Annotated in this window: 24 protein-coding genes, 1 tRNA gene and 2 rRNA genes; 12 read left to right on the forward strand and 15 right to left on the reverse strand. The window is 55.2% G+C overall.

All coding sequences use genetic code 11. The annotated features are described in order from the left end of the window. The first annotated feature begins 161 nt into the window (after positions 1 to 161). Positions 162 to 3,068, forward strand: a 23S ribosomal RNA gene (locus U9O48_RS02245). 98 nt (positions 3,069 to 3,166) lie between these two features. Continuing rightward, positions 3,167 to 3,282: ribosomal RNA gene (gene rrf / locus U9O48_RS02250) — 5S ribosomal RNA — on the forward strand. A 311-nt stretch (positions 3,283 to 3,593) separates the two neighbouring features. On the opposite strand, the gene U9O48_RS02255 is transcribed toward rrf, so the two are convergent. Then, positions 3,594 to 3,669: transfer RNA gene (locus U9O48_RS02255), tRNA-Phe, on the reverse strand. 170 nt (positions 3,670 to 3,839) lie between these two features. Between U9O48_RS02255 and U9O48_RS02260 the strand changes: the two genes are divergently transcribed. Next, complete coding sequence (locus tag U9O48_RS02260; protein WP_285150320.1) at positions 3,840 to 4,685, forward strand: AraC family transcriptional regulator; 846 nt, start codon at positions 3,840 to 3,842, stop codon at positions 4,683 to 4,685. 36 nt (positions 4,686 to 4,721) lie between these two features. Then, on the forward strand, positions 4,722 to 5,312 hold the full coding sequence (locus tag U9O48_RS02265) for a LysE family translocator (protein ID WP_282491534.1): 591 nt from the start codon (positions 4,722 to 4,724) through the stop codon (positions 5,310 to 5,312). On the opposite strand, the gene U9O48_RS02270 is transcribed toward U9O48_RS02265, so the two are convergent. The 5 genes from U9O48_RS02270 to aspA form a co-directional block, all read right to left on the reverse strand. Next, positions 5,309 to 5,884, reverse strand: a complete 576-nt coding sequence (locus U9O48_RS02270) for a transcriptional regulator (protein WP_282491533.1) — start codon at positions 5,882 to 5,884, stop codon at positions 5,309 to 5,311. The genes U9O48_RS02265 and U9O48_RS02270 overlap by 4 nt on opposite strands. A gap of 47 nt (positions 5,885 to 5,931) precedes the next feature. Continuing rightward, positions 5,932 to 7,617: a protein-disulfide reductase DsbD gene (locus U9O48_RS02275; RefSeq protein ID WP_324723430.1), complete on the reverse strand. Its 1,686-nt coding sequence runs from the start codon at positions 7,615 to 7,617 to the stop codon at positions 5,932 to 5,934. Continuing rightward, positions 7,593 to 7,916, reverse strand: a complete 324-nt coding sequence (gene cutA, locus U9O48_RS02280) for a divalent cation tolerance protein CutA (RefSeq protein WP_282491531.1) — start codon at positions 7,914 to 7,916, stop codon at positions 7,593 to 7,595. Before cutA ends, U9O48_RS02275 begins: the two co-directional genes overlap by 25 nt. Positions 7,917 to 8,027: 111 nt before the next feature. Next, positions 8,028 to 9,329, reverse strand: a complete 1,302-nt coding sequence (locus U9O48_RS02285; RefSeq protein WP_282491530.1) for an anaerobic C4-dicarboxylate transporter — start codon at positions 9,327 to 9,329, stop codon at positions 8,028 to 8,030. A 115-nt stretch (positions 9,330 to 9,444) separates the two neighbouring features. Further along, positions 9,445 to 10,881 (reverse strand): aspartate ammonia-lyase, encoded by a 1,437-nt coding sequence (aspA, locus tag U9O48_RS02290; protein ID WP_103948109.1) that lies wholly within the window; start codon positions 10,879 to 10,881, stop codon positions 9,445 to 9,447. Positions 10,882 to 11,215: 334 nt separating this feature from the next. Between aspA and U9O48_RS02295 the strand changes: the two genes are divergently transcribed. Then, complete coding sequence (locus tag U9O48_RS02295; protein ID WP_282491529.1) at positions 11,216 to 11,686, forward strand: FxsA family protein; 471 nt, start codon at positions 11,216 to 11,218, stop codon at positions 11,684 to 11,686. 83 nt (positions 11,687 to 11,769) lie between these two features. Here the strand turns inward: U9O48_RS02295 and yjeH are convergent, their stop codons facing one another. Beyond that, a complete protein-coding gene (gene yjeH / locus U9O48_RS02300; protein WP_324723431.1) occupies positions 11,770 to 13,008 on the reverse strand; it encodes an L-methionine/branched-chain amino acid transporter in 1,239 nt (412 codons plus the stop codon). Between the two features lie 178 nt (positions 13,009 to 13,186). Here yjeH and U9O48_RS02305 point away from each other — a divergent pair, with 178 nt between their 5' ends. From U9O48_RS02305 to U9O48_RS02315, 3 genes are all read left to right on the forward strand, one after another. After that, positions 13,187 to 13,480: a co-chaperone GroES gene (locus tag U9O48_RS02305; RefSeq protein WP_003855929.1), complete on the forward strand. Its 294-nt coding sequence runs from the start codon at positions 13,187 to 13,189 to the stop codon at positions 13,478 to 13,480. Between the two features lie 40 nt (positions 13,481 to 13,520). After that, on the forward strand, positions 13,521 to 15,164 hold the full coding sequence (gene groL, locus U9O48_RS02310) for a chaperonin GroEL (RefSeq protein ID WP_282491526.1): 1,644 nt from the start codon (positions 13,521 to 13,523) through the stop codon (positions 15,162 to 15,164). Between the two features lie 162 nt (positions 15,165 to 15,326). Beyond that, complete coding sequence (locus tag U9O48_RS02315; protein ID WP_282491525.1) at positions 15,327 to 15,680, forward strand: DUF4156 domain-containing protein; 354 nt, start codon at positions 15,327 to 15,329, stop codon at positions 15,678 to 15,680. 112 nt (positions 15,681 to 15,792) lie between these two features. On the opposite strand, the gene epmB is transcribed toward U9O48_RS02315, so the two are convergent. Continuing rightward, a complete protein-coding gene (gene epmB, locus U9O48_RS02320; protein ID WP_324723432.1) occupies positions 15,793 to 16,821 on the reverse strand; it encodes an EF-P beta-lysylation protein EpmB in 1,029 nt (342 codons plus the stop codon). Between the two features lie 41 nt (positions 16,822 to 16,862). Here epmB and efp point away from each other — a divergent pair, with 41 nt between their 5' ends. The 3 genes from efp (at position 16,863) to ecnB (ending at position 17,995) form a co-directional block, all read left to right on the forward strand. After that, positions 16,863 to 17,429 (forward strand): elongation factor P, encoded by a 567-nt coding sequence (efp, locus tag U9O48_RS02325; protein WP_095280459.1) that lies wholly within the window; start codon positions 16,863 to 16,865, stop codon positions 17,427 to 17,429. Between the two features lie 180 nt (positions 17,430 to 17,609). Next, entirely contained in the window at positions 17,610 to 17,741 is a 132-nt protein-coding gene (locus U9O48_RS02330; RefSeq protein ID WP_324723434.1) for an entericidin A/B family lipoprotein, read from the forward strand. A gap of 107 nt (positions 17,742 to 17,848) precedes the next feature. Next, a complete protein-coding gene (gene ecnB / locus U9O48_RS02335; RefSeq protein WP_095280461.1) occupies positions 17,849 to 17,995 on the forward strand; it encodes a lipoprotein toxin entericidin B in 147 nt (48 codons plus the stop codon). A 51-nt stretch (positions 17,996 to 18,046) separates the two neighbouring features. On the opposite strand, the gene U9O48_RS02340 is transcribed toward ecnB, so the two are convergent. Then, positions 18,047 to 18,640: a LuxR C-terminal-related transcriptional regulator gene (locus U9O48_RS02340; RefSeq protein WP_285145710.1), complete on the reverse strand. Its 594-nt coding sequence runs from the start codon at positions 18,638 to 18,640 to the stop codon at positions 18,047 to 18,049. A gap of 262 nt (positions 18,641 to 18,902) precedes the next feature. Between U9O48_RS02340 and sugE the strand changes: the two genes are divergently transcribed. Continuing rightward, positions 18,903 to 19,220, forward strand: a complete 318-nt coding sequence (sugE, locus tag U9O48_RS02345) for a quaternary ammonium compound efflux SMR transporter SugE (protein ID WP_282491519.1) — start codon at positions 18,903 to 18,905, stop codon at positions 19,218 to 19,220. Here sugE and U9O48_RS02350 read toward each other — a convergent pair. From U9O48_RS02350 to frdA, 6 genes are all read right to left on the reverse strand, one after another. After that, complete coding sequence (locus U9O48_RS02350; RefSeq protein ID WP_282491518.1) at positions 19,217 to 19,747, reverse strand: lipocalin family protein; 531 nt, start codon at positions 19,745 to 19,747, stop codon at positions 19,217 to 19,219. The genes sugE and U9O48_RS02350 overlap by 4 nt on opposite strands. Before the next feature lie 64 nt (positions 19,748 to 19,811). Beyond that, complete coding sequence (gene ampC, locus U9O48_RS02355) at positions 19,812 to 20,954, reverse strand: CMY2/MIR/ACT/EC family class C beta-lactamase (RefSeq protein WP_324723436.1); 1,143 nt, start codon at positions 20,952 to 20,954, stop codon at positions 19,812 to 19,814. 59 nt (positions 20,955 to 21,013) lie between these two features. Then, entirely contained in the window at positions 21,014 to 21,373 is a 360-nt protein-coding gene (frdD, locus tag U9O48_RS02360; RefSeq protein ID WP_095280465.1) for a fumarate reductase subunit FrdD, read from the reverse strand. A 10-nt stretch (positions 21,374 to 21,383) separates the two neighbouring features. After that, entirely contained in the window at positions 21,384 to 21,779 is a 396-nt protein-coding gene (gene frdC, locus U9O48_RS02365) for a fumarate reductase subunit FrdC (RefSeq protein WP_100777909.1), read from the reverse strand. Between the two features lie 10 nt (positions 21,780 to 21,789). Beyond that, a complete protein-coding gene (locus U9O48_RS02370; RefSeq protein ID WP_095280467.1) occupies positions 21,790 to 22,524 on the reverse strand; it encodes a succinate dehydrogenase/fumarate reductase iron-sulfur subunit in 735 nt (244 codons plus the stop codon). Next, positions 22,517 to 24,307, reverse strand: coding sequence for a fumarate reductase (quinol) flavoprotein subunit (frdA, locus tag U9O48_RS02375; protein ID WP_282491514.1), 1,791 nt, complete (start codon positions 24,305 to 24,307; stop codon positions 22,517 to 22,519). Before frdA ends, U9O48_RS02370 begins: the two co-directional genes overlap by 8 nt. Between the last annotated feature and the right edge of the window lie 270 nt (positions 24,308 to 24,577).

Genomic DNA, 24,577 nt, shown 5'->3' on the forward strand with positions numbered 1-24,577 from the left:
GAGTGCATTAAGAAGTTTTGCTCTTTAAAAATCTGGATCAAGCTGAAAATTGAAACGACACGCTGCGTCTGTTCTCCGTAATAAGAACAGAGTGACGGTGTGTTCGAGTCTCTCAAATTTTCGCAACACGAGATGTTTTACGAAACATCTTCGGGTTGTGAGGTTAAGCGACTAAGCGTACACGGTGGATGCCCTGGCAGTCAGAGGCGATGAAGGGCGTGCTAATCTGCGATAAGCGTCGGCGAGGTGATATGAACCTTTGACCCGGCGATACCCGAATGGGGAAACCCAGTGTGTTTCGACACACTATCATGTCATGAATACATAGTGGCATGAGGCGAACCGGGGGAACTGAAACATCTAAGTACCCCGAGGAAAAGAAATCAACCGAGATTCCCCCAGTAGCGGCGAGCGAACGGGGAGGAGCCCAGAGTCTGAATCAGCGCGTGTGTTAGTGGAACGGTCTGGAAAGTCCGACGGTACAGGGTGATAGTCCCGTACACAAAAATGCACACGTTGTGAACTCGAAGAGTAGGGCGGGACACGTGGTATCCTGTCTGAATATGGGGGGACCATCCTCCAAGGCTAAATACTCCTGACTGACCGATAGTGAACCAGTACCGTGAGGGAAAGGCGAAAAGAACCCCGGCGAGGGGAGTGAAAAAGAACCTGAAACCGTGTACGTACAAGCAGTGGGAGCCTCTTTTATGGGGTGACTGCGTACCTTTTGTATAATGGGTCAGCGACTTATATTCTGTAGCAAGGTTAACCGTATAGGGGAGCCGAAGGGAAACCGAGTCTTAACTGGGCGTTAAGTTGCAGGGTATAGACCCGAAACCCGGTGATCTAGCCATGGGCAGGTTGAAGGTTGGGTAACACTAACTGGAGGACCGAACCGACTAATGTTGAAAAATTAGCGGATGACTTGTGGCTGGGGGTGAAAGGCCAATCAAACCGGGAGATAGCTGGTTCTCCCCGAAAGCTATTTAGGTAGCGCCTCGTGAACTCATCTTCGGGGGTAGAGCACTGTTTCGGCTAGGGGGCCATCCCGGCTTACCAACCCGATGCAAACTACGAATACCGAAGAATGTTATCACGGGAGACACACGGCGGGTGCTAACGTCCGTCGTGAAGAGGGAAACAACCCAGACCGCCAGCTAAGGTCCCAAAGTCATGGTTAAGTGGGAAACGATGTGGGAAGGCACAGACAGCCAGGATGTTGGCTTAGAAGCAGCCATCATTTAAAGAAAGCGTAATAGCTCACTGGTCGAGTCGGCCTGCGCGGAAGATGTAACGGGGCTAAACCATGCACCGAAGCTGCGGCAGCGACGCTTATGCGTTGTTGGGTAGGGGAGCGTTCTGTAAGCCGTTGAAGGTGTCCTGTGAGGGGTGCTGGAGGTATCAGAAGTGCGAATGCTGACATAAGTAACGATAAAGCGGGTGAAAAGCCCGCTCGCCGGAAGACCAAGGGTTCCTGTCCAACGTTAATCGGGGCAGGGTGAGTCGACCCCTAAGGCGAGGCCGAAAGGCGTAGTCGATGGGAAACAGGTTAATATTCCTGTACTCGGTGTTACTGCGAAGGGGGGACGGAGAAGGCTATGTTAGCCGGGCGACGGTTGTCCCGGTTTAAGCATGTAGGCGGAGCGTTTAGGTAAATCCGGACGCTTACTAACGCTGAGGTGTGATGACGAGGCACTACGGTGCTGAAGTAACAAATGCCCTGCTTCCAGGAAAAGCCTCTAAGCATCAGGTAACATCAAATCGTACCCCAAACCGACACAGGTGGTCAGGTAGAGAATACCAAGGCGCTTGAGAGAACTCGGGTGAAGGAACTAGGCAAAATGGTGCCGTAACTTCGGGAGAAGGCACGCTGGTGTGTAGGTGAAGTCCCTGCGGACGGAGCTGAAACCAGTCGAAGATACCAGCTGGCTGCAACTGTTTATTAAAAACACAGCACTGTGCAAACACGAAAGTGGACGTATACGGTGTGACGCCTGCCCGGTGCCGGAAGGTTAATTGATGGGGTTAGCGGCAACGCGAAGCTCTTGATCGAAGCCCCGGTAAACGGCGGCCGTAACTATAACGGTCCTAAGGTAGCGAAATTCCTTGTCGGGTAAGTTCCGACCTGCACGAATGGCGTAATGATGGCCAGGCTGTCTCCACCCGAGACTCAGTGAAATTGAACTCGCTGTGAAGATGCAGTGTACCCGCGGCAAGACGGAAAGACCCCGTGAACCTTTACTATAGCTTGACACTGAACACTGGTCCTTGATGTGTAGGATAGGTGGGAGGCTTTGAAGCGTGGACGCCAGTCTGCGTGGAGCCAACCTTGAAATACCACCCTTTAATGGCTGGTGTTCTAACGTAGACCCGTAATCCGGGTTGCGGACAGTGTCTGGTGGGTAGTTTGACTGGGGCGGTCTCCTCCTAAAGAGTAACGGAGGAGCACGAAGGTTAGCTAATCCTGGTCGGACATCAGGAGGTTAGTGCAATGGCATAAGCTAGCTTGACTGCGAGAGTGACGGCTCGAGCAGGTGCGAAAGCAGGTCATAGTGATCCGGTGGTTCTGAATGGAAGGGCCATCGCTCAACGGATAAAAGGTACTCCGGGGATAACAGGCTGATACCGCCCAAGAGTTCATATCGACGGCGGTGTTTGGCACCTCGATGTCGGCTCATCACATCCTGGGGCTGAAGTAGGTCCCAAGGGTACGGCTGTTCGCCGTTTAAAGTGGTACGCGAGCTGGGTTTAGAACGTCGTGAGACAGTTCGGTCCCTATCTGCCGTGGGCGCTGGAGAATTGAGGGGGGCTGCTCCTAGTACGAGAGGACCGGAGTGGACGCATCACTGGTGTTCGGGTTGTCATGCCAATGGCATTGCCCGGTAGCTAAATGCGGAAAAGATAAGTGCTGAAAGCATCTAAGCACGAAACTTGCCCCGAGATGAGTTCTCCCTGACTCCTTGAGAGTCCTGAAGGAACGTTGAAGACTACGACGTTGATAGGCTGGGTGTGTAAGTGCAGCGATGTATTGAGCTAACCAGTACTAATGAACCGTGAGGCTTAACCTTACAACGCCGAAGATGTTTTGGCGAAAGCAGAGACGAAGATTTTCAGCCTGATAACAGATTAATCAGCGTGCAGAGATGCGTGTTGATAACAGAATTTGCCTGGCGGCTTTAGCGCGGTGGTCCCACCTGACCCCATGCCGAACTCAGAAGTGAAACGCCGTAGCGCCGATGGTAGTGTGGGGTCTCCCCATGTGAGAGTAGGGAACTGCCAGGCATCAAATAAGTGAAGAGGCCATCCGAAAGGATGGCCTCTTTGCGTTTTTGTCCTTTCTAAAATAAACCATAAAACAACAAAAACTCTGGTTCCAGCCCTGCCATCCGGCCTTAAATCAAAGCTAAAACCTTATCAATATCATTGATCACGTCATTTCTGGCGCAGCTACGTGTGTGTGGAATTCGAGCGGAGTGATGATAGAAGAGGTATTCAAACTGAAGAAAAGTTATTTATTGAGTTGAGCGACGCGGCCTAAATCTACCGGATCCCCAAAAGCAAAAAACCAGCCATAGGCTGGGTTCTTTAAATAGTGGTGCCCGGACTCGGAATCGAACCAAGGACACGGGGATTTTCAATCCCCTGCTCTACCGACTGAGCTATCCGGGCAACGGAGCGCATTAAACCTTAATCCCGCATGTGCGTCAACCCTAATTCGGGAAAAGCTGTTCAACTGCTTAACTTTACGGCAATCTGTCGGTTTGCGCAGCGAAATTGCACAAATCTTCCAGACAATGAGGGGCCGAAATCGCAATGCTGACAGATCACAGGAGGAGAGTATGACGAACGACTGGCTTGAGCTCCGTCAGCATGCAGATACGGGCATTGAAACCATTAAAGCGCACTTTGAAGGCCACGCCTTCGACCCACACTGGCACGACAGCTATCTGGTCGGCATCACGCTTTCTGGCACCCAGCAGTTCCACTGCCGCCGCGAGCGACACCGTAGCCAGCCGGGAGATGCCTTTCTGCTCGAACCCGGTGAGATCCACGATGGCGACGCACCCGTCGAAGGCGGTTTTACCTATCTGACCTTTTATCTGGACGAGCAGTGGCTGAACAACACGCTGCATGGACTGTACGAATCCACGCCCGGCAGTTATTCACTCCATTTTGCCCAAACCCTGACGCGCGAGCCGCAGCTGGTTCGCACCATCGGTGAAACGTTCAGCGCACTGCATCAGGATGAGATGAAAATCGTCCAGCAAAGCACGATGGATAACTTGCTGGCGCAAATCACCTCCCATTGCCACTGGCGAAAACGACTGCCTTCGCAGCTCCAAAGCGCGGCGGTGGCACATCGGGCGCGCGATTACCTGTATGCGCATCTCGGCGAAAACCTCGGGCTGTCAGACCTGGCGCGCGAGACGGGAACCGATCGCTTTACGCTGACCCGTTGCTTCAAACGTGAGTTCCACCTGGCGCCGCACGCCTGGCTTATCCAGCTTCGACTCGCAAAAGCCCGTCAGATGCTGGCACGTGGCGATTTACCCGTCGATGTCGCTGCAGCGCTCGGTTTCGCCGACCAGAGCCATCTTGGGCGCTGGTTCCAGCGGGCCTATCGCATCACCCCAGCCCATTACCGAAAGTTGTGCACAAACCTTCCAGACGTTTCCAGAAAATAGCGGCACAGTCAGGTCTCCAATAAGAAGGAGATACCTGTGACTGTAATGCCATTTCTGCTGTTTGCTTTTGTCGCTTCTATAACGCCAGGCCCGACCAACATCCTCGTTCTGACCAACAGCCAGCACTATGGCGTGAAGGCGACCCTTCCAGCCCTTGTGAGCGGCTGTGTGGCGGCCAGCGCTATCGTGCTGATATCCGGTGCAGGGGCGGGAGAAGTCTTGCGCCAGTACCCGCTGATTCGTCAGGTAATGAGCTGGGCGGGTGTGCTGTGGTTAAGCTGGATGAGCTGGCAGCTGTTCAATGCCCCAGCGGCAAATCTGACCAACGGCTCACACCACCGTTTTACGGCGCGGGCGGCTGCGCTACTGCAGGTGGTTAATCCAAAGACATGGATGATGGCGCTGGCGGTCGTCAGCCTGTTTGCGCCAGCGGGGGAACATACGTTGCGTGATATTGCGCTGATGGCGCTGTGGTTCTTAATGATTTCGATTATGTGTCTGATGTGCTGGGCGTGGCTGGGGAAGGCGGTGAACCGTGTGTTTCGCACCACCGTGGCGATGGTGCGCTTTCAACGCGCGATGGCCCTGTGCCTGCTGGTATCCGCGTGGGCAGGCATGCTGGCTTAAGTCAGCGCGCCACCCATGCGGCACTGAGCAAAACGCAGAATATCTTCCGCCAGACGGTGCGCCGTCTCAACGTCAGTCACACTCCGGTTGACCAGCATGCGGCTCAGACATCCTTCCAGCACCAGTTCCATCTGTTTGGCCACCATCGCCGGGTCGTCCACTTCGAGCGTCGTCAGCAGCTCGTGCGTGAAGTCGTGGGCGGCGCTTTTCTGCTGATCCGCCAGCTGATGGATCGGATGACCCGGATCCGGGTAGAACGTGCAGGCGGCAATAAACAGGCAGCCCGGATAGCGATTGTTGCGAACGCAATCCGCCAGAGCGGTGTAGCGTGCCAGTAATTTCTGTTCAGGCGACAGCTCTTCGTTCAGCATCAGCTGCCTGCGCCAGATATCCACCTGCTGGCTGAGATAGCGCAGGGCGTCATAAAGCAGCGCCTCTTTATCGGGCCAGAAGCGGCGCAATTCATCCAGAGGATAATCGATGCGTTCGGCGACCATCTCAAGCGTGGTGCTGGCGATCCCTTGTACTTCAAGTAATTGCAGGGCTTGTCCCAGTACGTCTTCACGTTGCACGGTTTTCTCCTCCCAATGCTAACGGTTTCTTCCGTTATCAGTGTCGTTTACGGTTGGCGATCGCGCAAATGTGCGCTGAATGCGGCTGCATCCATAAATCCGGTCACGCGCCCGGCGGGCTGCTCTTCTCCCCGTTCATTAAAGAACAGAATTGTCGGCAGACCAAGCACGTTGAGTTCCTTCAGCAAGGCCTTGTCCTGCGCGCTATTGGCCGTCACATTGGCCTGCAGCAGAACGGTCTCTTTCAGCGCATTTTGCACCTGCGGATCGCTAAAGGTGTATTTTTCAAACTCTTTACAGGCCACGCACCAGTCGGCGTAGAGGTCGAGCATCACCGGTTTGCCCTTGGTCTGCGCCAATGCGGTACGCAATTCATCGACGTTGCTGATTTGCGTAAAGTTAAGAGGCGCCTTTGTTTGTGTCGTAGCAGAGCCAAACGCCCAGTCCTGAAGCGGGCGCACGCTCACCAGTGCGGCGGCCAGCAGGATAATTTGCACGATGCGCATCCACGATTTTTTCGCCTGCAGGCTGGTGATAAACGCCCAGCTGAAGAACGCGACGCCCAGAATCGCCCACAGACGTATTCCCCAGACATCGCCAATAATGCGCTCCAGCAGGAATACCGGCAGCGCCAGAATCACAAAGCCGAACGCGGTTTTCACCGTCTCCATCCACGGCCCGCTTTTCGGCAGCAGTCGGTTGCCAAAAACAGTCACCAGAATCAACGGTAGGCCCATGCCCAGCGCGTAGAGATAGAGCGTCCCACCGCCGAACCACATATTCCCGCTCTGAGCGATGTAGAGCAGGATGGCGCTCAGCGGCGCGGTGGTGCAGGGAGAACAGATCAGCCCGGCGATCGCCCCCATGACAAACACCCCGCCAGCCGAACCGCCCTGCTGACGATTGCTCATCAGCGTTAAGCGCGTTTGCAGGGACGACGGCAATTGCAGGGTGAACAGCCCGAACATCGACAGCGCCAGCAGGGTAAAGACCACCGACAGACCGATGAGCACGTACGGATGCTGAAGTGCGGCCTGGAACTGCAGCCCCGCCGCGGCCACCACAAGACCGAGCGCGGTATAAGTGAGCGCCATCCCCTGAACATAGATAAAGGCCAGCAGCAGCGCGCGGGCGGTAGATAAACGCTGTTTACCGCCGAGTACGATACCGGAGATCAGGGGATACATTGGCAATACGCATGGCGTGAAGGCGATGCCGATCCCGATCAATAACGCCCAGAGGGCAGAGAAGGGGAGTTCCGCGCTCTTTTCACTCGGCTCCTGAGACGGGGGCACAGGGGTTGCCGCCACGACTTCACTCAGCGGCACCACTTTAGTTTCCGGCGGATAGCAGAAACCGGCATCGGCGCAGCCCTGATACGTCACCGTCAGCGTCGCGCCCTGGCTTGCCTGATTCACCGTGACCGGCACCGTCAGTCGGTGGCGGTAGATCTCGCTTTTACCGTAGAACTCGTCTTCGTGCCATTCGCCCGCAGGCAGCTGTGGCTCGCCGACCGTCGCATTCGCAGGAGTGATACTGACCTGCTTGCGGTACAGGTAGTACCCGTCCTTCACCTGCCAGCTCAGATTCAGATCGTGCTGGTTCTGCTGGAAGTCGAAAACAAATGCCCGATCGGCGGGAATGAAATTAGAGCGGCCGGGCGCGTCGAACAGCCCGGCAAAAACTGATGTGCTGCACAGCAGCAGGATCAGCGTAAGGAAGCGTTGAGCCATGAGAGATAATCGTTATCGCCGTGAGCCACTGGCAGCACCAGCAGTTCGGGGGTCTGGTAAGGATGATGAGACTTGAGGCAATCGAGAAGCGCCTGCTGATGCGCGACGTTGGTTTTCAGCAGCATTTGCACTTCGTACTCCTGTTCCAGCTTGCCTTCCCAGTAGTACATCGAGGTGGCACCGGGCAGGATCGTCACACAGGCCGCGAGCTGTTCTGCCAGCACTTTGGCGGCAAGCTCCTGGGCAGTGGCTTCATCGGGTGCGGTACAGAGTACAACGACAGCGTCAGGTGTATTCACTACTCGACCTCCTCATCGCGAAAAAATCACTATATCACGCTGGGCCGAAGGGCATTAATGAATCGGGCCGCTGAGCGGCCCGACTTTAACTATTTTTACACCACCGGCAGCTTAAAGAATCACGCTGCCAATCAGGAAGCCGAAGCAGACGGCAAACACCACGCCCATCGTGCCCGGAATAAAGAACGGATGGTTAAAGACGAAACGCCCGATGCGCGTCGTGCCGGTATCGTCCATCTGCACCGCCGCGACCAGCGTTGGGTAGGTTGGCAGAATGAACAGGCCGGAAACAGCGGCAAACGAAGCCACTGCGGTCAGCGGAGAGACGTTCAGCGCCAGCGCCATTGGCATCAGCGCTTTGGCTGTTGCCGCCTGAGAGTACAGCAGCGCAGAGGCAACGAAGAAAATCACCGCCAGCAGCCACGGGTGGCCCTGAATCACGGTACCCGCCGTCTCTTTAATCCAGTCGATGTTGTGGGAGACGAAGGTATCGCCGAGCCACGCCACACCGAGGATACAGATACAGGCGCTCATCCCCGCTTTAAAGGTGCTGGAACTCAGAATGCTGTCCGTTTCCACGCCGCACATCACCGTGGTCAGCGTCGCGACGCTCAGCATAATAATCAGGATCGCGTTAGTGGTGTTCATCAGCGGCGTCGCCACCAGGCCAAGGCTTGGGCTGTTGACGATGGCATAAATCACCACACAGACCACGCCGAGCAGGAACAGCAGCACCGAAAGTTTGGCGCGCGGTTTGATTTCAACTTTGTTTTCACCGCGCAGTTCGATCAGACCCTCTTCCAGACGTTTCAGGTATACCGGATCGTCAGAGAGTTTTGAGTTGAACAGCATAGTGACCAGGAACGACATCAGCAGCACAGCCAGCAGCGTCGACGGGATCACCACCGAGAGCAGATGGATGTAGCTCACGCCGTGGCCTTCCATCACTGAGGACATATAAACCACCGCGGCAGAAATTGGCGAGGCGGTAATCGCAATCTGAGCGGAAACGACGGCGGTCGACAGCGGACGGCACGGTTTGATGCCTTGCTCTTTCGCCACTTCGGCAATCACCGGCAGCGTCGCCAGAGAGATGTTCCCGGTCCCGGCAAAAATGGTCAGGAAGTAGGTGACGACGGGCGCAAGGATGGTGATGTACTTCGGATTTTTACGCAGCAGTTTTTCAGTCTGATGCACCAGATAATCCAGCCCGCCCGCGATCTGCATCGCAGAGATGGCCGCAATCACCGCCATGATGATGGAGATAACGTCAAACGGGATTTTCCCCGGTGCGACACCAATCGCGGCCAGCACCAGCACGCCGAGCCCGCCAGCATAGCCGATACCAATCCCCCCGAGTCTGGCGCCGATAAAAATCGCCGCTAAAACGATAATCAGCTCAATGACAATCATAATCGCTTCCTTGAATGTTAGATGTTGGATACGTAAATGTTATTTTTGTGATGTCCTATAAAAGCAAAAAGGCATGTCACAAGTGACATGCCTTTCGGAAGTTTAACCGGAACTGTTATTGTTCGCTTTCATCGGTATAACGTTTCGCTTTGTAGGCCGGGTGCATCAGGTTTTGCGCCGAGAAGATATCATCCAGCTCAGCTTCTGTCAGCAGTCCTCGCTCCAGTACGACTTCGCGCACGCTCTTACCGGTTTCGGCACAAATCTTCCCGACGATATCGCCGTTGTGGTGGCCGATGAACGGGTTCAGGTAGGTGACGATGCCGATAGAGTTATAGACGAAGCTTTCGCACACTTCTTTGTTCGCTGTGATGCCGTTAATGCATTTTTCCAGCAGGTTGTAGCAGGCGTTGGTCAGAATGTGGATAGACTCAAACATCGCCTGGCCAATCACCGGCTCCATTACGTTCAGCTGCAGCTGACCCGCTTCGGAGGCCATGGTCACGGTAATGTCGTTCCCGATGACTTTGAAGCACACCTGGTTCACCACTTCTGGCACCACCGGGTTCACTTTGGCTGGCATGATGGACGAACCGGCCTGCAGCTCTGGCAGGTTGATTTCGTTCAGGCCAGCGCGTGGACCGGAGGAGAGCAGGCGCAGGTCATTACAAATTTTGGAGAGTTTCACCGCCAGACGTTTCAGCGCGCTGTGCACCATCACGTAAGCGCCGCAGTCTGAGGTCGCCTCGATCAGGTCTTCCGCGGGGACTACCGCCAGGTTAGAGACTTCCGCCAGTTTTTGCACCGCCAGCTGCTGATAGCCGTCTGGGGTGTTCAGACGTGTCCCGATGGCGGTCGCGCCAAGGTTCACTTCCAGCAGCAGCTCAGAGGTGCGCAGGATGTTGCGGGTCTCTTCGTTCAGCAGCACGTTAAACGCGTGGAACTCCTGGCCGAGGGTCATTGGCACCGCATCCTGCAGCTGGGTACGACCCATTTTCAGAATGTCCTGGAACTCAACGGCTTTACGCTGGAAGCCATCGCCCAGCTGGTTAATCGCGTCGATCAGTTTCACCACGGAGGCGTACACGGCGATACGGAAACCGGTCGGGTAGGCGTCGTTGGTGGACTGGCACTTGTTCACGTGGTCGTTTGGATTGAGGTACTGGTACTCACCTTTCTGGTGGCCCATCAGTTCAAGACCGATATTCGCCAGCACCTCGTTGGTATTCATGTTGACGGAGGTCCCCGCGCCGCCCTGATAGACGTCAACCGGGAACTGATCCATGCATTTGCCGTTGTTCAGCACTTCATCGCAGGCGGCGATAATGGCATTTGCAGCGCTTTTCGGAATGGTTTGCAGCTCTTTGTTCGCCAGGGCTGCGGCTTTCTTCACCATCACCATGCCACGGACAAACTCAGGGATGTCGCTGATTTTGTTGTTGCTGATGTAAAAGTTTTCAATCGCTCTCAGAGTGTGAATACCGTAGTAGGCATCCGCTGGAACTTCCCTGGTACCCAACAAATCTTCTTCGATACGAATGTTGTTTAACATGTGAACCTTCTTTTAAAGCGGCCGATGGATTGTACTAAACACACAGTAGATATGTGGTTTTCAATATTTGCTGACCGACGATTATTCCCTCAATCAGCCAGATACTCGAGATCATATGCTGATGATAGCGAATTGCCGTAATCTGGATCACTTATTATCGCCCTCATCTCATGATAATTATTAATCTGTGAAATGAATCACCGCTTGAATATTTCCAGAAAAAATATCCGTGCAAACCGATTGAAATTTGGCTATCCGTCTCCATCTCAGAAAGACGCGAATCGCAAACACATTCAGACAGAGGCCAGAGGCGTCTGCCACACAGGAGAAACCAGTGCGCTGGATACCTTTTATTGCCATTTTTCTCTATGTTTACATTGAGATTTCGATTTTTATCCAGGTTGCCCACGTGCTGGGTGTCCTGCTGACGCTGATCCTGGTGATATTCACATCAGTGATAGGTATGTCGCTGGTGCGTAACCAGGGTTTCAAAAATTTCCTGTTAATGCAGCAGAAGATGGCGGCGGGCGAAAGTCCGGCGGCCGAGATGATCAAAAGCGTCTCCCTGATTCTTGCGGGTCTGCTACTGATTCTGCCGGGCTTCTTCACCGACTTCATCGGCCTGTTACTGCTGTTGCCGCCGGTGCAAAAACTGCTGACCCTGCGACTGCTGCCGCATCTGCGCTTTAACCGTATGCCTGGCGGCGGGTTCAGCACCGGGCCGGGAAATGGGGAAACCTTTGACGGGGAGTACCAGCGGAAGGACGACCAGCACGACCGTATCGATCATAAAGACGATCGCTGAGTTTTATGCCCGGTTGCGCTTCGCTTACCGGGCCTACAAAACCCAAACCGTAGGCCGGATAAGGCGCAGCCGCCATCCGGCAACTAAACCGTACCGCGCTTAGGCAAGAACCCCCACAGCCCCGCCAGCATCACGACGGCATACAAACTCTTCCAGCCAATCATCACCAGCAGCAGTAAACACAGTACCCCGCCGATCACCGCCAGCACTTTAAAGCGGCCTTTCAGCAACCGACACCCCGCCAGCATGCACAGCAGATAAATCATGATGAAAATGCCGTTGGCGTAGACGATCAGCGCGTCCAGATTGATGTTCAGCCAGTAGATCCCCAAAGTGCTTAGCACGCAGCAGCCCAGCACCGCGTTCAGGGCATTCAGCGGCAGCTGACGTTTTGACAGGCGCGACAGTCGGCTGTCCGGTTTGTATTGCGCCTGAGACCACACCAGACGGGCGAAGCTCTGAATATAGATGTTCAGGCTGGCGAAGCAGGCGAGATAGCCAATCACGCAGGCAATCCATAACGCTTTGACGCCAAACAGCTGCACCACAATGCCTGGCAGCGATGCCGCCGCGGCCGCTTCAGCGCTGTACGCGTTGAAGTGCAGCACAAGCACCGTACAGGCCCAGTAGACCGTGCCCGCCAGCAGCAGGCCAATCATCAGCGCCCGTGGGAAATCGCGCTCCGGCTGTTTGAATTCCGACGCCAGATGAGCAAACGCCTCCAGCCCGACAAAGCACCAGAACATCACCGAGAGCGCGGCGAAAAGTTGAGAATGATCGACGTCGGCGATGGCCGGGAAGGGAATTTCGCTGACGTGGATATCGCCGGCCCACCAGATGGCGGCAATCAACGCGACGATCAGCACCGCCACCAGCGTTTGCAGATTGGCGCTGGAACTGGCCCCGCGCGAGCCCACCCACCAGACGATCGCCAGCGTACCCAGCTCGGCAAACAGCAACTGTTCGTCGTGCCAGCCAAACAGCGCCTGAGCAAAACCGGTGGCGATGTGCAGGGCGGCAGGGAGACCGACAGGAATCACCGACAGGAACAGCCAGCCAGTGACGCGCTCCAGCCGTGGGCCAAACGCCATGCCGACAAAATGCGCCACGCCGCCCGCGCTCGGGAAATGTCGTCCGAGCGTCGCAAAGACAATCGCAATCGGAAAGACCAGCACAATCAGCACTGGCCACGCCCACAGGCTGTTATTCCCCGCCACCAGTGCCGCCAGCGCAGGCACCGCAAACACACCCGTTCCTAACAAGGAGGTGGAGAGCAAACCCACGCCCTGCGCCAGCCCCAGCTCCTGTTTGAGTCCACTCATTGACTTCGTCCTGACACCATCAAAAGAGAGGCGATGGTAACACTTTCACAAATTTTTTTTCGGCTGCCCCTTGAAGGGGCAAAATCCGACCCCCATCTCTCAGGGCACCAGTCGGTAAACCTTTTACGGCCCGGCGTCTTCCATAACTGATAATGACTTTCTCGAAGGAGAGCTATCAATGAGTATTCGTCCGTTACATGATCGTGTGATCGTCAAGCGTAAAGAAGTTGAAACCAAATCTGCGGGCGGCATCGTACTGACCGGTTCTGCAGCAGCCAAATCAACTCGTGGCGAAATCATCGCTGTCGGTAAGGGCCGCATCCTGGAAAACGGTACAGTGCAGCCGCTGGACGTTAAAGTGGGCGACATCGTGATCTTCAACGATGGCTACGGCGTGAAATCCGAGAAGATCGACAATGAAGAAGTGTTGATCATGTCCGAAAGCGACATCCTGGCAATTGTTGAAGCGTAATCCGCGAAACGATACTGAACGAATTTGAGGAAATAAGAACATGGCAGCTAAAGACGTAAAATTCGGTAACGACGCTCGTGTGAAAATGCTGCGCGGCGTGAACGTACTGGCAGATGCAGTAAAAGTGACCCTGGGCCCGAAAGGCCGTAACGTGGTGCTGGATAAATCCTTCGGCGCACCAACCATCACTAAAGATGGCGTTTCCGTTGCACGTGAAATCGAACTGGAAGACAAATTCGAAAACATGGGCGCGCAGATGGTGAAAGAAGTTGCCTCTAAAGCGAACGACGCTGCAGGCGACGGTACCACCACCGCGACCGTGCTGGCTCAGGCGATCATCGCTGAAGGCCTGAAAGCTGTTGCTGCGGGCATGAACCCAATGGACCTGAAGCGCGGTATCGACAAAGCGGTTATCGCGGCTGTTGAAGAGCTGAAAGCCCTGTCCGTTCCTTGCTCCGACTCTAAAGCGATTGCGCAGGTAGGGACTATCTCCGCTAACTCCGACGAAACTGTGGGTAAACTGATCGCAGAAGCGATGGACAAAGTCGGTAAAGAAGGCGTGATCACCGTTGAAGACGGTACCGGCCTGGAAGACGAACTGGACGTGGTTGAAGGTATGCAGTTTGACCGCGGCTACCTGTCCCCATACTTCATCAACAAGCCAGAAACTGGCGCTGTTGAACTGGAAAGCCCGTTCATCCTGCTGGCTGACAAGAAAATCTCCAACATCCGTGAAATGCTGCCTGTTCTGGAAGCCGTAGCGAAAGCTGGCAAACCACTGGTTATCATCGCGGAAGACGTTGAAGGCGAAGCCCTGGCGACTCTGGTCGTTAACACCATGCGTGGCATCGTGAAAGTGGCTGCGGTTAAAGCACCTGGCTTCGGCGACCGTCGTAAAGCTATGCTGCAGGACATCGCAACCCTGACCGGCGGTACCGTGATTTCTGAAGAAATCGGTATGGAACTGGAAAAAGCGACCCTGGAAGATCTGGGTCAGGCGAAACGCGTTGTGATCAACAAAGACACCACCACCATCATCGATGGCGTGGGTGACGAAGGCGCAATCCAGGGTCGCGTAACTCAGATCCGTAAGCAGATCGAAGAAGCGACCTCTGACTACGACCGTGAAAAACTGCAGGAGCGCGTAGCGAAACTGGCAGGCGGCGTGGCAGTGATCAAAGTCGGTGCGGCTACCGAAGTTGAAATGAAAGAGAAGAAAGCCCGCGTTGATGACGCCCTGCACGCAACCCGTGCTGCGGTAGAAGAAGGCGTGGTTGCTGGTGGTGGTGTCGCGCTGGTTCGCGTTGCCGCTAAACTGGCTGGCCTGACTGCTCAGAACGAAGATCAGAACGTGGGTATCAAAGTTGCGCTGCGCGCAATGGAAGCGCCACTGCGTCAGATCGTCTCCAACGCCGGTGAAGAGCCGTCTGTTGTGGCGAACAACGTGAAAGCAGGCGAAGGTAACTACGGTTACAACGCAGCGACTGAAGAATACGGCAACATGATCGACTTCGGTATCCTGGACCCAACGAAAGTGACCCGTTCTGCTCTGCAGTACGCGGCATCCGTAGCCGGTCTGATGATCACCACCGAATGCATGGTGACCGATATGCCTAAAGGCGATGCTCCTGACTTAGGCGCAGGCGGCATGGGTGGTATGGGTGGTATGGGCGGCATGATGTAATTTGCCCCCGCGCCCTGCATCCAGAATGATTTGGGCGTTTACGTCCCAGAATTGAAAAACCCTCAGGCAGAAATGCCTGGGGGTTTTTCTTTTGGTCATCTTTTTAGTATAAGGTTTACACACGGACAACTCTTGTCCAGCTTATTGAAAACGGGGAATAACATGCGCGTTAAAGTCTGTGCAGGGATCGTAGGGGCAGCGTTGCTGCTGGCGGGATGTAGCTCCAGTAACGAGCTCTCCTCGGCGGGACAGGGCGTTCGCTTTGTGGAAGATAAGCCGGGCAGCGAGTGCCAGCTTTTAGGCACGGCAACCGGTGAGCAGAGCAACTGGATGTCTGGTCAGCACGGTGACGAAGGCGGCTCAATGCGCGGTGCAGCAAATGCGCTGCGTAACCAGGCGGCGGCAATGGGTGGCAACGTGATTTATGGCGTGAGCAGCCCAACGCAAGGTATTCTGTCGAGCTTCGTCCCGACGGCCAGCTCCATGAACGGCCAGGTTTATAAGTGCCCGAATTGAGATAGGTGCGGGCTGATGCCCTCACCCCGACCCTCTCCCACGGGAGAGGGCGCAAACACTAAAAACGGCAACGGGTGTTGCCGTTTTGCTTTTACCTCTGCCACCTGCCTATTTAGTTCTGCCGCAGCTGCAAATCCAGCGGCGTTTTGCTCGGCTCACCGCCAATCTCGCGCGCCAGCTTCGGCACCATATATCCCGACACCAGCGTCAGTAGCTCCCGCATAATTTGCCGGGCTTCCTCATCGCTCACCATAAAATGCGCCGCACCCTGAACGCGGTCCAGCACGTGCAGGTAATAGGGCATCACCGAGGCATCAAACAATGCATTGCTCAGATCGGCGAGCGTCCGCGCGTTATCGTTCACACCGCGCAGCAGCACGCTCTGATTCAGCAGCGTCACACCCGCTTTGCGCAGACACGCCATTGCCGAGCGGAACGCGTCGTCGATTTCGTTGGCGTGATTAATATGATTCACCAGCAGGATTTGCAGCCGCGACTGTTCGAAGCGCGCAACCAGCGTGTTGGTTATTCGCGCGGGGATCACAATTGGCAGGCGGCTGTGAATGCGTAACCGCTTGATGTGCGGGATCGCCTCAAGCTGTGCCATCAGCCAGTCCAGCTCGTGATCTTTCGCCATCAGCGGATCGCCGCCGGAAAAGATGATCTCATCCAGCTCAGGATGGGCCGCAATATAGTCCAGCGCCACCTGCCAGTTGCGCTTATTGCCCTGATTATCGGCGTACGGGAAGTGACGACGGAAGCAATAGCGGCAATTTACCGCACATCCGCCCTTCACCAGCAGCAGGGCGCGGTTCTGGTACTTATGCAGCAAACCCGGCACCACGCTGTTCTGTTCTTCCAGCGGATCGGTGCTAAATCCGGGCGCGGTCACGAACTCATCCTGTGAGGTAAGTACCTGTTTTAGCAATGGATCGTTGGGGTTGCCTTTCTCCATCCGCGCGACAAACGCACGGGGGACACGCAGGGCAAAGAGGCGCTTTGCCTCACGGCCAGCGAGCAAATTTTCATCAGTGTCTATATTCAATAGACGCAGCAGTTCATCAGGACTGGTGATTACATCGGCAAGTTGCGATAACCAATCTTCTCTGGACGGGGTATTTAGGGTTACAATATGCGCCATTTTGTGGCTTAGCTACCAGTTAACAATTTTCAGAGGGCCTTATGGCGACTTACTATAGCAACGATTTTCGTGCTGGTCTTAAAATCATGATGGACGGCGAACCGTATGCGGTTGAAGCCAGCGAATTCGTTAAACCAGGTAAAGGCCAGGCATTCGCGCGCGTTAAGCTGCGTCGCCTGCTGACCGGTACCCGCGTTGAGAAAACCTTCAAATCTACCGACTCCGCTGAAGGCGCTGACGTTGTCGATATGAACCTGACCTTCCTGTACAACGACGGCGAGTTCTATCACTTCATGAACAACGAAACTTTCGAGCAGCTGGCTGCTGACGAGAAAGCCGTTGGTGATAACGCGAAATGGCTGCTGGACCAGGCTGAATGCATCGTGACCCTGTGGAACGGTCAGCCTATCTCCGTGACTCCGCCTAACTTCGTTGAGCTGGAAATCATTGAAACCGATCCAGGTCTGAAAGGTGACACCGCAGGTACCGGCGGTAAACCAGCCACCCTGTCTACTGGCGCTGTGGTTAAAGTGCCACTGTTCGTACAGATCGGCGAAGTGATCAAAGTGGATACTCGCTCTGGCGAATACGTATCCCGCGTGAAGTAATTCATGTTTACCCTAAATAATTCGAGTTGCAGGAAGGCGGCAAGCCTGAGAATCCCCAGGAGCTTACTTAAGTAAGTGACTGGGGTGAGCAGGCGCAGCCAACGCACATGCAACTTGAAGTATGACGGGTAATGAGTGAGGCGCAGCGCCTGCTGCGCCTGATTGATTCAGGCAGGGATGATGAAACGTACCGTTAAAATTCTGCTGATGCTGGCACTCTCCAGCGCCATCCTTTCCGGGTGCAACACCGCGCGCGGCGTCGGTGAAGATATCAAAGCTGTTGGCCACGCGATCTCCCACGCAGCCAGTTAATCACGTCTAATACTCCGAAAAATTCTTCCTTTTCCGTCAACCGGCGGGATCTTGTCTATCCTTAAGTGGCTATACACAAATAACATTGGCTATAAAAGGAAGATATTATGGTTAAGAAAACAATTGCAGCGATCTTTTCTGTACTGGTGCTTTCTTCAGTATTAACCGCATGCAACACCACGCGTGGCGTGGGTGAAGATATCTCTAGCGGCGGTAGTGCTATTTCTGGTGCAGCAACGAAAGCACAGAATTAATGATGTGATATCAGGACGGTACGGAACGGGGCTGCCGCCGTACCGTCAGCTTTACACTTCCTGAAGCGTCAAAAACGGTGAGAAGCGCGTGTCCATGTGCAGTTTCATACGGATATTGCGTTTGTAGGTATACACCGTCTTGCTGTTAATGCTGAGCTTCCCGGCAATATTCTGATTGCTGGCACCTTCCATCCATAGTGCTAAAACTTTCTCTTCCTGACGGGTCAGCAGGGGCGTTGCAATTTGCGGGATCTCGTAGCTGGCACAGGTACTTAATGCGTCATTAATCACTCTCGCCAGGGTGTCCAGCGACGTGCTTTTGCACAGCGAAGCCCACAGCGGGAACTGCTTAATGTAGCCCGACATATCCAGCTTGATGTCGGATTGCAGCAGAATAAAAGGCCGCGTCTCGCTGGCAATAAGCAGGGACGACAGCTGCTGGATATCACTCATATCCTGCATAAAACTGTTTAAATCGGCGATCACCAGCGTGGGCTTCCATTGCAGGATATGCTCCCTGGCAAGAAACAGATTATTCAGCCCAGTGACCATAAAGGTGCCGGGGAATAACCCTGAATGATTGAGCCATGCTTCAAACCCGGAGCGGGTGAAGTGACAACGGTCAATCAAGAGAATTTTAAACATGTTTTTTTCGCATCAGGCAAAGGGCTCGGCTTGCTGCCATCAGAAAGCACACCATCATAGGGAAGTCCGATGAGTACTAAATGGCTGAACTCCGCTGCATACTGAGGCTATTTCAGGCTTTAACCAGATTTTGCCAATTGTATTGAATTAAGATCGCTTTCTGAGCAAAATAGGCCTCTCACCTCTGCCTTGCGGGACGACCTGCAAGCGCTTCGACCACCGGGGACGGCCCCAGACTGTTATTTAAGTTAAGGAGCCTTATATGTCCTGGATTATTCTTTTGATCGCCGGTTTGCTGGAAGTGGTGTGGGCCATCGGCCTGAAATATACCCACGGTTTCACCCGCCTGACCCCGAGCATCATCACCATCACCGCCATGATTGTCAGTATTGCGTTGCTTTCGTGGGCGATGCGCACGCTGCCTGTCGGCACGGCCTATGCCGTCTGGACGGGGATCGGTGCCGTGGGCGCGGCGATTACCGGTATTTTGCTGCTGGGAGAGTCCGCGAGCCTGGCGCGTATTGCCAGCCTCGCGTTAATCGTGGCGGGGATTATTGGGTTGAAGCTCAGCACCCATTAATGCGGCTGTTCGACCCAGATTAATTTCGACACATCAAACCCTTGTCGGGTCGCGACATCGAGCATTTGCTGCTTCATTTCGTCTGAAATGGTCGGCGTGCGCGAGAGGATCCACAGATAGTCGCGATCCGGCCCGCAAACCAGCGCATGGCGATATTCCCGGTCCAGCGCTATCACGTTATAGCCACCGTAGAACGGGCCAAAGAACGATACTTTCAGCGCGGCCCGGCTCGGGTCGCCGGTAAAGTACGCCTTGCCGATCGACTGCTGCCACATCCCACGCTCTGGGTTGTATCCCTTGTTAATCACCTGAATGCCGCCGTCATCCATGGTGCTGTAAGTTGCGGTGACGCGCTGTAACCCGCGTTCAAAGCGATGATCCAGGCGGGCGATTTCATACCAGGTGCCGAGATAACGCTGTGCATCAAAGTTATTCACGACGGTGACGCCATTCGGCGGGGTAGGTGAACTACAAGCCACCACTAAAAACGCGGCTGTCACCGCGGCGATAACAGGCAAAATGCGCATAGAAGTTTCCTTGCTGTTTTTTTGTTAAGTGTAGATGACAGCAAGGAAAATGCGGGACAAAAGGTTACTGGAGCGCGTCCAGGATTCGATACGCGGCCTCTACACGAGCCGGGTTGGGATAGCTTTTATTCGCCAGCATCACGATGCCGAGATTCTTTTCCGGAATAAAGGCGACGTAGCTGCCAAATCCGCCGGTGGATCCGGTTTTATGCACCCACGAGGCTTTCACGGCAGGGGCGGGTGGATTGATTGCCACTGCAGTTGTCGGGGCGAGCGCGATTTTATTATCGCTGCCGTCGACGACGGTTTTGGCTTTCACCGGCCAGTTCAGCATTTCCCAGCCTAAGCCCTGATACATCTCGCCGATGCGCCAGTAGCGCGACTGCGCCAGCGCAATGCCCTGCTGCAGCTTTTCGTCTTTCACGGCTGACGGGTTCATATTGGCCTGCACCCAGCTCGCCATATCTTCGATGGTGGTTTTAACGCCGTAAGCTTCGGCATCCAGCATCCCCGGCGAAACGTGAACGGCTTTGCCGTCGCGATAGCCCCAGGCGTAGTTTTTCTCTTCCGCAGCCGGAACGTTCAGCCAGGTGTGACTCAGTTTCAGCGGCTGGAGTACGCGCGTGGTCATCGCCTGTTCAAAGCTCATGCCCGACGGCTTAACGGCGAGTGCGCCAAACAACCCAATGCTGGCGTTCGCGTAAAGACGTTTTTCGCCCGGAGCCCACTGCGGCTGCCAGTGTTGATAGAAGTTGAGCAGGGCCGACTGGTCGGTGACTTCATCAGGTACCTGCAGGGGCAAACCACCCGCCGTGTACGTCGCCAGATGCAGCAGATTAATGTGCTGCCACTGTTTGCCCGTCAGTTCAGGCCAGTATTGAGTGACGGGATCGCTAAGATGGATTTCGCCGCGCGCGAGGATGTCGCCACCCAGTACGCCGGTGAAGGTTTTACTCACGGAGCCCAGTTCGAACAGCGTTTGCTGAGTGACGGGTTTGTTTCCGTCGATATCGGCTTTACCCCAGGTGAAATAGTGAGGTTTGCCCTGATAAATGACCGCGACGGCCATACCGGGGATAGCCTGTTCCTGCATGAGTGGGGCGATGGTGCGGTTAACGATGTCGGCGAGCTGTTTATCTGTCGCCGGTGCCGCCAGCGTTGAGAATGACGCGCTGAGCAGCAAGGCGCAGCAAAGTGATTTTTTCATCTGAGCATCTTCCATAAAAAAGCCCGCCGGAAGGGCGGGCCGGATGAAGACGCACAATATCAAATTGTGACGATAGCAACCAGGGTCACAACCGTCAGAATGGTCGCCAGGCCGTAGAACACCCATTTGCCGTTTGGCACGTGGATTTTCAGATCATGCATGGCGTGGTGGATGCGGTGCAGCCCCAGCCAGAGTGGCAGAACAATCATCAGGAAGATAAACACGCGGCCAATAAAGCTGCTGGCGAACGCCAGCACGCGGTCATAGCCCAGCGCATCGCCCGGGAACAGCCCCAGCGGCAGCAGGATCGCGACCAGCAGGATAATGACCGGTGCGACGATGGCGCTCCACATGCCGCCTGCGCCGAACAAGCCCCAGAATACCGGCTCGTCAGAACGTTTTGGGTTGGGATTAATCACTCAGGCCTCCTTACCAGAACAGTGCCACAAACAGAACGACCACAGTCACCACTGCAGTCACCGCCCAAAGCCCTTTAATCACAGGCTCCGGCCCCATTTTCTCGCCCTTCACGATAATGTTCGCGGCCTTCGGCGCCAGCTCAAACCAGGTTTTGGTATGCAGCAGCGCGGCGGCGAGCACGATCAGGTTCAGGATCACCACGATCGGGTTTTGCAGGAAACCCACAAAACTGGCCCAGGTCTCCGGACCGTGCTTCAGCGCGAAAAGACCGTACATCAGCTCAAGGCTGAACCACACTGCCGGAACCGCCGTGCCTTCACGCAGCATATAGAAGCGATAAAACGGCAGTTTTTTCCACCAGGTGGCCGGCATTGGCCGCACGTAGGCTTTGCGTTTAGTCGTCATCATGCACTCCTTAGCGTGGTTTCAGGGTAGCGATAAGAAAGTCTTTCGAGCTTTCCACTTTACCCTGCTGAATAGCGGCGGCCGGGTCGACATGCTTCGGACACACTTCCGAGCAATAGCCCACGAAAGTACAACTCCACACGCCGTTCTGGCTGTTGAGCTGCGCCATACGTTCTTTCTTCCCGTGATCGCGGCTGTCTTCGTTGTAGCGATGCGCCAGCGTAATGGCCGCCGGGCCGATAAACTCCGGATTCAGGCCAAACTGCGGGCACGCGGCATAGCACAGACCGCAGTTGATGCAGCCGGAGAACTGATGGTATTTCGCCATCTGCGCCGGGGTCTGGGTGTTTGGACCCTGATCCGGCGTGCGCGGGTTGCCGATGATGTACGGCTTAATCGCTTCCAGACTTTCGATAAAGTGGGTCATATCGACCACCAGATCGCGCTCAATCGGGAAGTTACCCAGCGCTTCGACCTTCATGCCTTTGGTGTACTCGCGCAGGAAGGTCTTACAGGCCAGCTTCGGCACTTTGTTGACCATCATGCCGCAGGAGCCGCAGATAGCCATGCGGCAAGACCAGCGATAGCTCAGGTCCGGCGCCAGGTTATCTTTGATGTACCCGAGCGCATCCAGCAGCGAGGTTTGCTCATCAAAAGGCACATCGTAGAAAGCGCTGTGCGGTGCGGCGTCCACTTCCGGGTTGTAGCGCACCACTTCAATTTTCAACGTCTGCATCTCAGCCATTCGCCTTCTCCTTCTTATCGGCGGCTTCCGCTTCTGCCCCATAAACACGTTTTGCTGGTGGCAGCGTGGTGATCTTCACGTCGCTGTAGTCCAGACGGGTGGTGCCGTCTGCGTCGCGGTAAGCGAGGGTATGCTTGAGGAAATTCACGTCATCGCGTTCGGTACAGCCTTCGTCCAGACGCTGATGCGCGCCGCGCGACTCTTTACGCGCCAGAGCGGAGTGCGCCATACATTCGGCAACGTTCAGACCGTGACCCAGCTCAATGGTGTAGAGCAGGTCGGTGTTGAACACGCTGGAGGTGTCGGTAATGCGCACACGCTTGAAGCGCTCCTGCAGCTCCGCCAGCTTATCGACGGTTTTCTGCATCAGCTCAGGCGTACGGTAGATGCCGCAGCCTTCTTCCATGGAGAGTCCCATTTCGTCGCGGATTTTCGACCAGTTTTCCGTGCCTTCCTGGTTCACCAGCGCTTTCAGGCGTTTTTCGACATCGACCACCTGCGCGTCGAGCGCGGCGCTGTTGGCTTCACCAGCCGTTGCAGCGCGCTCCATCGCGCGTTCACCCGCCATGCGGCCAAACACCACCAGCTCCGCCAGCGAGTTGGAGCCGAGACGGTTTGCCCCGTGCAGACCGACGGAAGAGCACTCCCCGACGGCAAACAGCCCTTTAATGCGGGTTTCACACTGCTGATCGGTTTCGATGCCGCCCATGGTGTAGTGCGCGGTTGGACGCACCGGAATCGGCTCTTTTACCGGATCGACGCCAACGTAGGCTTTCGCCAGTTCGCAGATGAACGGCAGACGTTCCAGCAATTTCTTCTCGCCCAGATGACGCAGGTCGAGATAGACCACATCGCCGCGCGGCGTAGAAATCGTGTTGCCTTTGCGCCACTCGTGCCAGAACGCCTGGGAGACTTTGTCGCGCGGACCGAGTTCCATATATTTGTTTTTCGGCTCGCCGAGCGGGGTTTCCGGGCCCATGCCGTAATCCTGCAGATAACGATAGCCATCTTTGTTGACCAGAATACCGCCTTCACCACGGCAGCCTTCCGTCATCAGAATGCCTGAGCCCGGCAGGCCAGTTGGGTGATACTGCACGAACTCCATGTCGCGCAGCGGAATGCCATGATTGAGCGCCATGCCCATGCCATCGCCGGTGACGATCCCACCGTTGGTGTTATAGCGATACACACGGCCTGCGCCGCCTGTCGCCATCACCACCGCATTGGCGCGGATCTGCATCAGCGTGCCTTCCATCATGTTCATCGCCACCAGGCCACGCGCATGGCCGTCGTCGACCAGTATGTCGAGGACGAAGTGTTCGTCAAAGCGTTGAATTTGTGGGAACTGAAGGGAGGTCTGGAACAGGGTGTGAAGCATATGGAAGCCAGTTTTATCGGCGGCAAACCAGGTGCGTTCGATCTTCATCCCGCCGAATCGGCGCACGTTGACGCTACCATCCGGGCGGCGACTCCACGGGCAGCCCCACTGCTCCAGCTGGGTCATTTCCGTCGGGCAATGGTGGACAAAGTAGTCAACGACATCCTGTTCGCAAAGCCAGTCGCCCCCGGCAACCGTGTCGTGGAAATGGTATTCGAAGCTGTCATGATCCTGCGCAACGGCGGCGGACCCTCCTTCTGCGGCAACCGTGTGGCTGCGCATCGGATAGACTTTTGAAATCAGTGCGATTTTAGCGGTTGGATTCGCTTGGGCTGCAGCAATCGCAGCCCGTAATCCTGCGCCGCCAGCACCTATAACGACAAGATCGGCTTGAAAAGTTTGCACGACATTCCTCCAGATTTTTGTTTTTCCGCAACGTGAAGACCTAACAGGTTTCACTTGCCTCAGGGGCGGTTGCGAACGCGTTTCCACTGCTCCTTTATGGGTAAAACAGTATAACCGTATGGATGTGGGGGAAATTTGACGCGTTCGATTTTTTTGCTGTTAAGTCCGGCGATTTATCACTGCGTTTGATGAATTGCGTCACGGAATTTTTCAGATTGCTGAATCGAGAAAATTTACTGTGCAAAATTTGTCTCTCTGTGCGCTAACGAG

Source organism: Lelliottia sp. JS-SCA-14 (assembly GCF_035593345.1).
GTDB lineage: Bacteria > Pseudomonadota > Gammaproteobacteria > Enterobacterales > Enterobacteriaceae > Enterobacter > Enterobacter wanjuensis.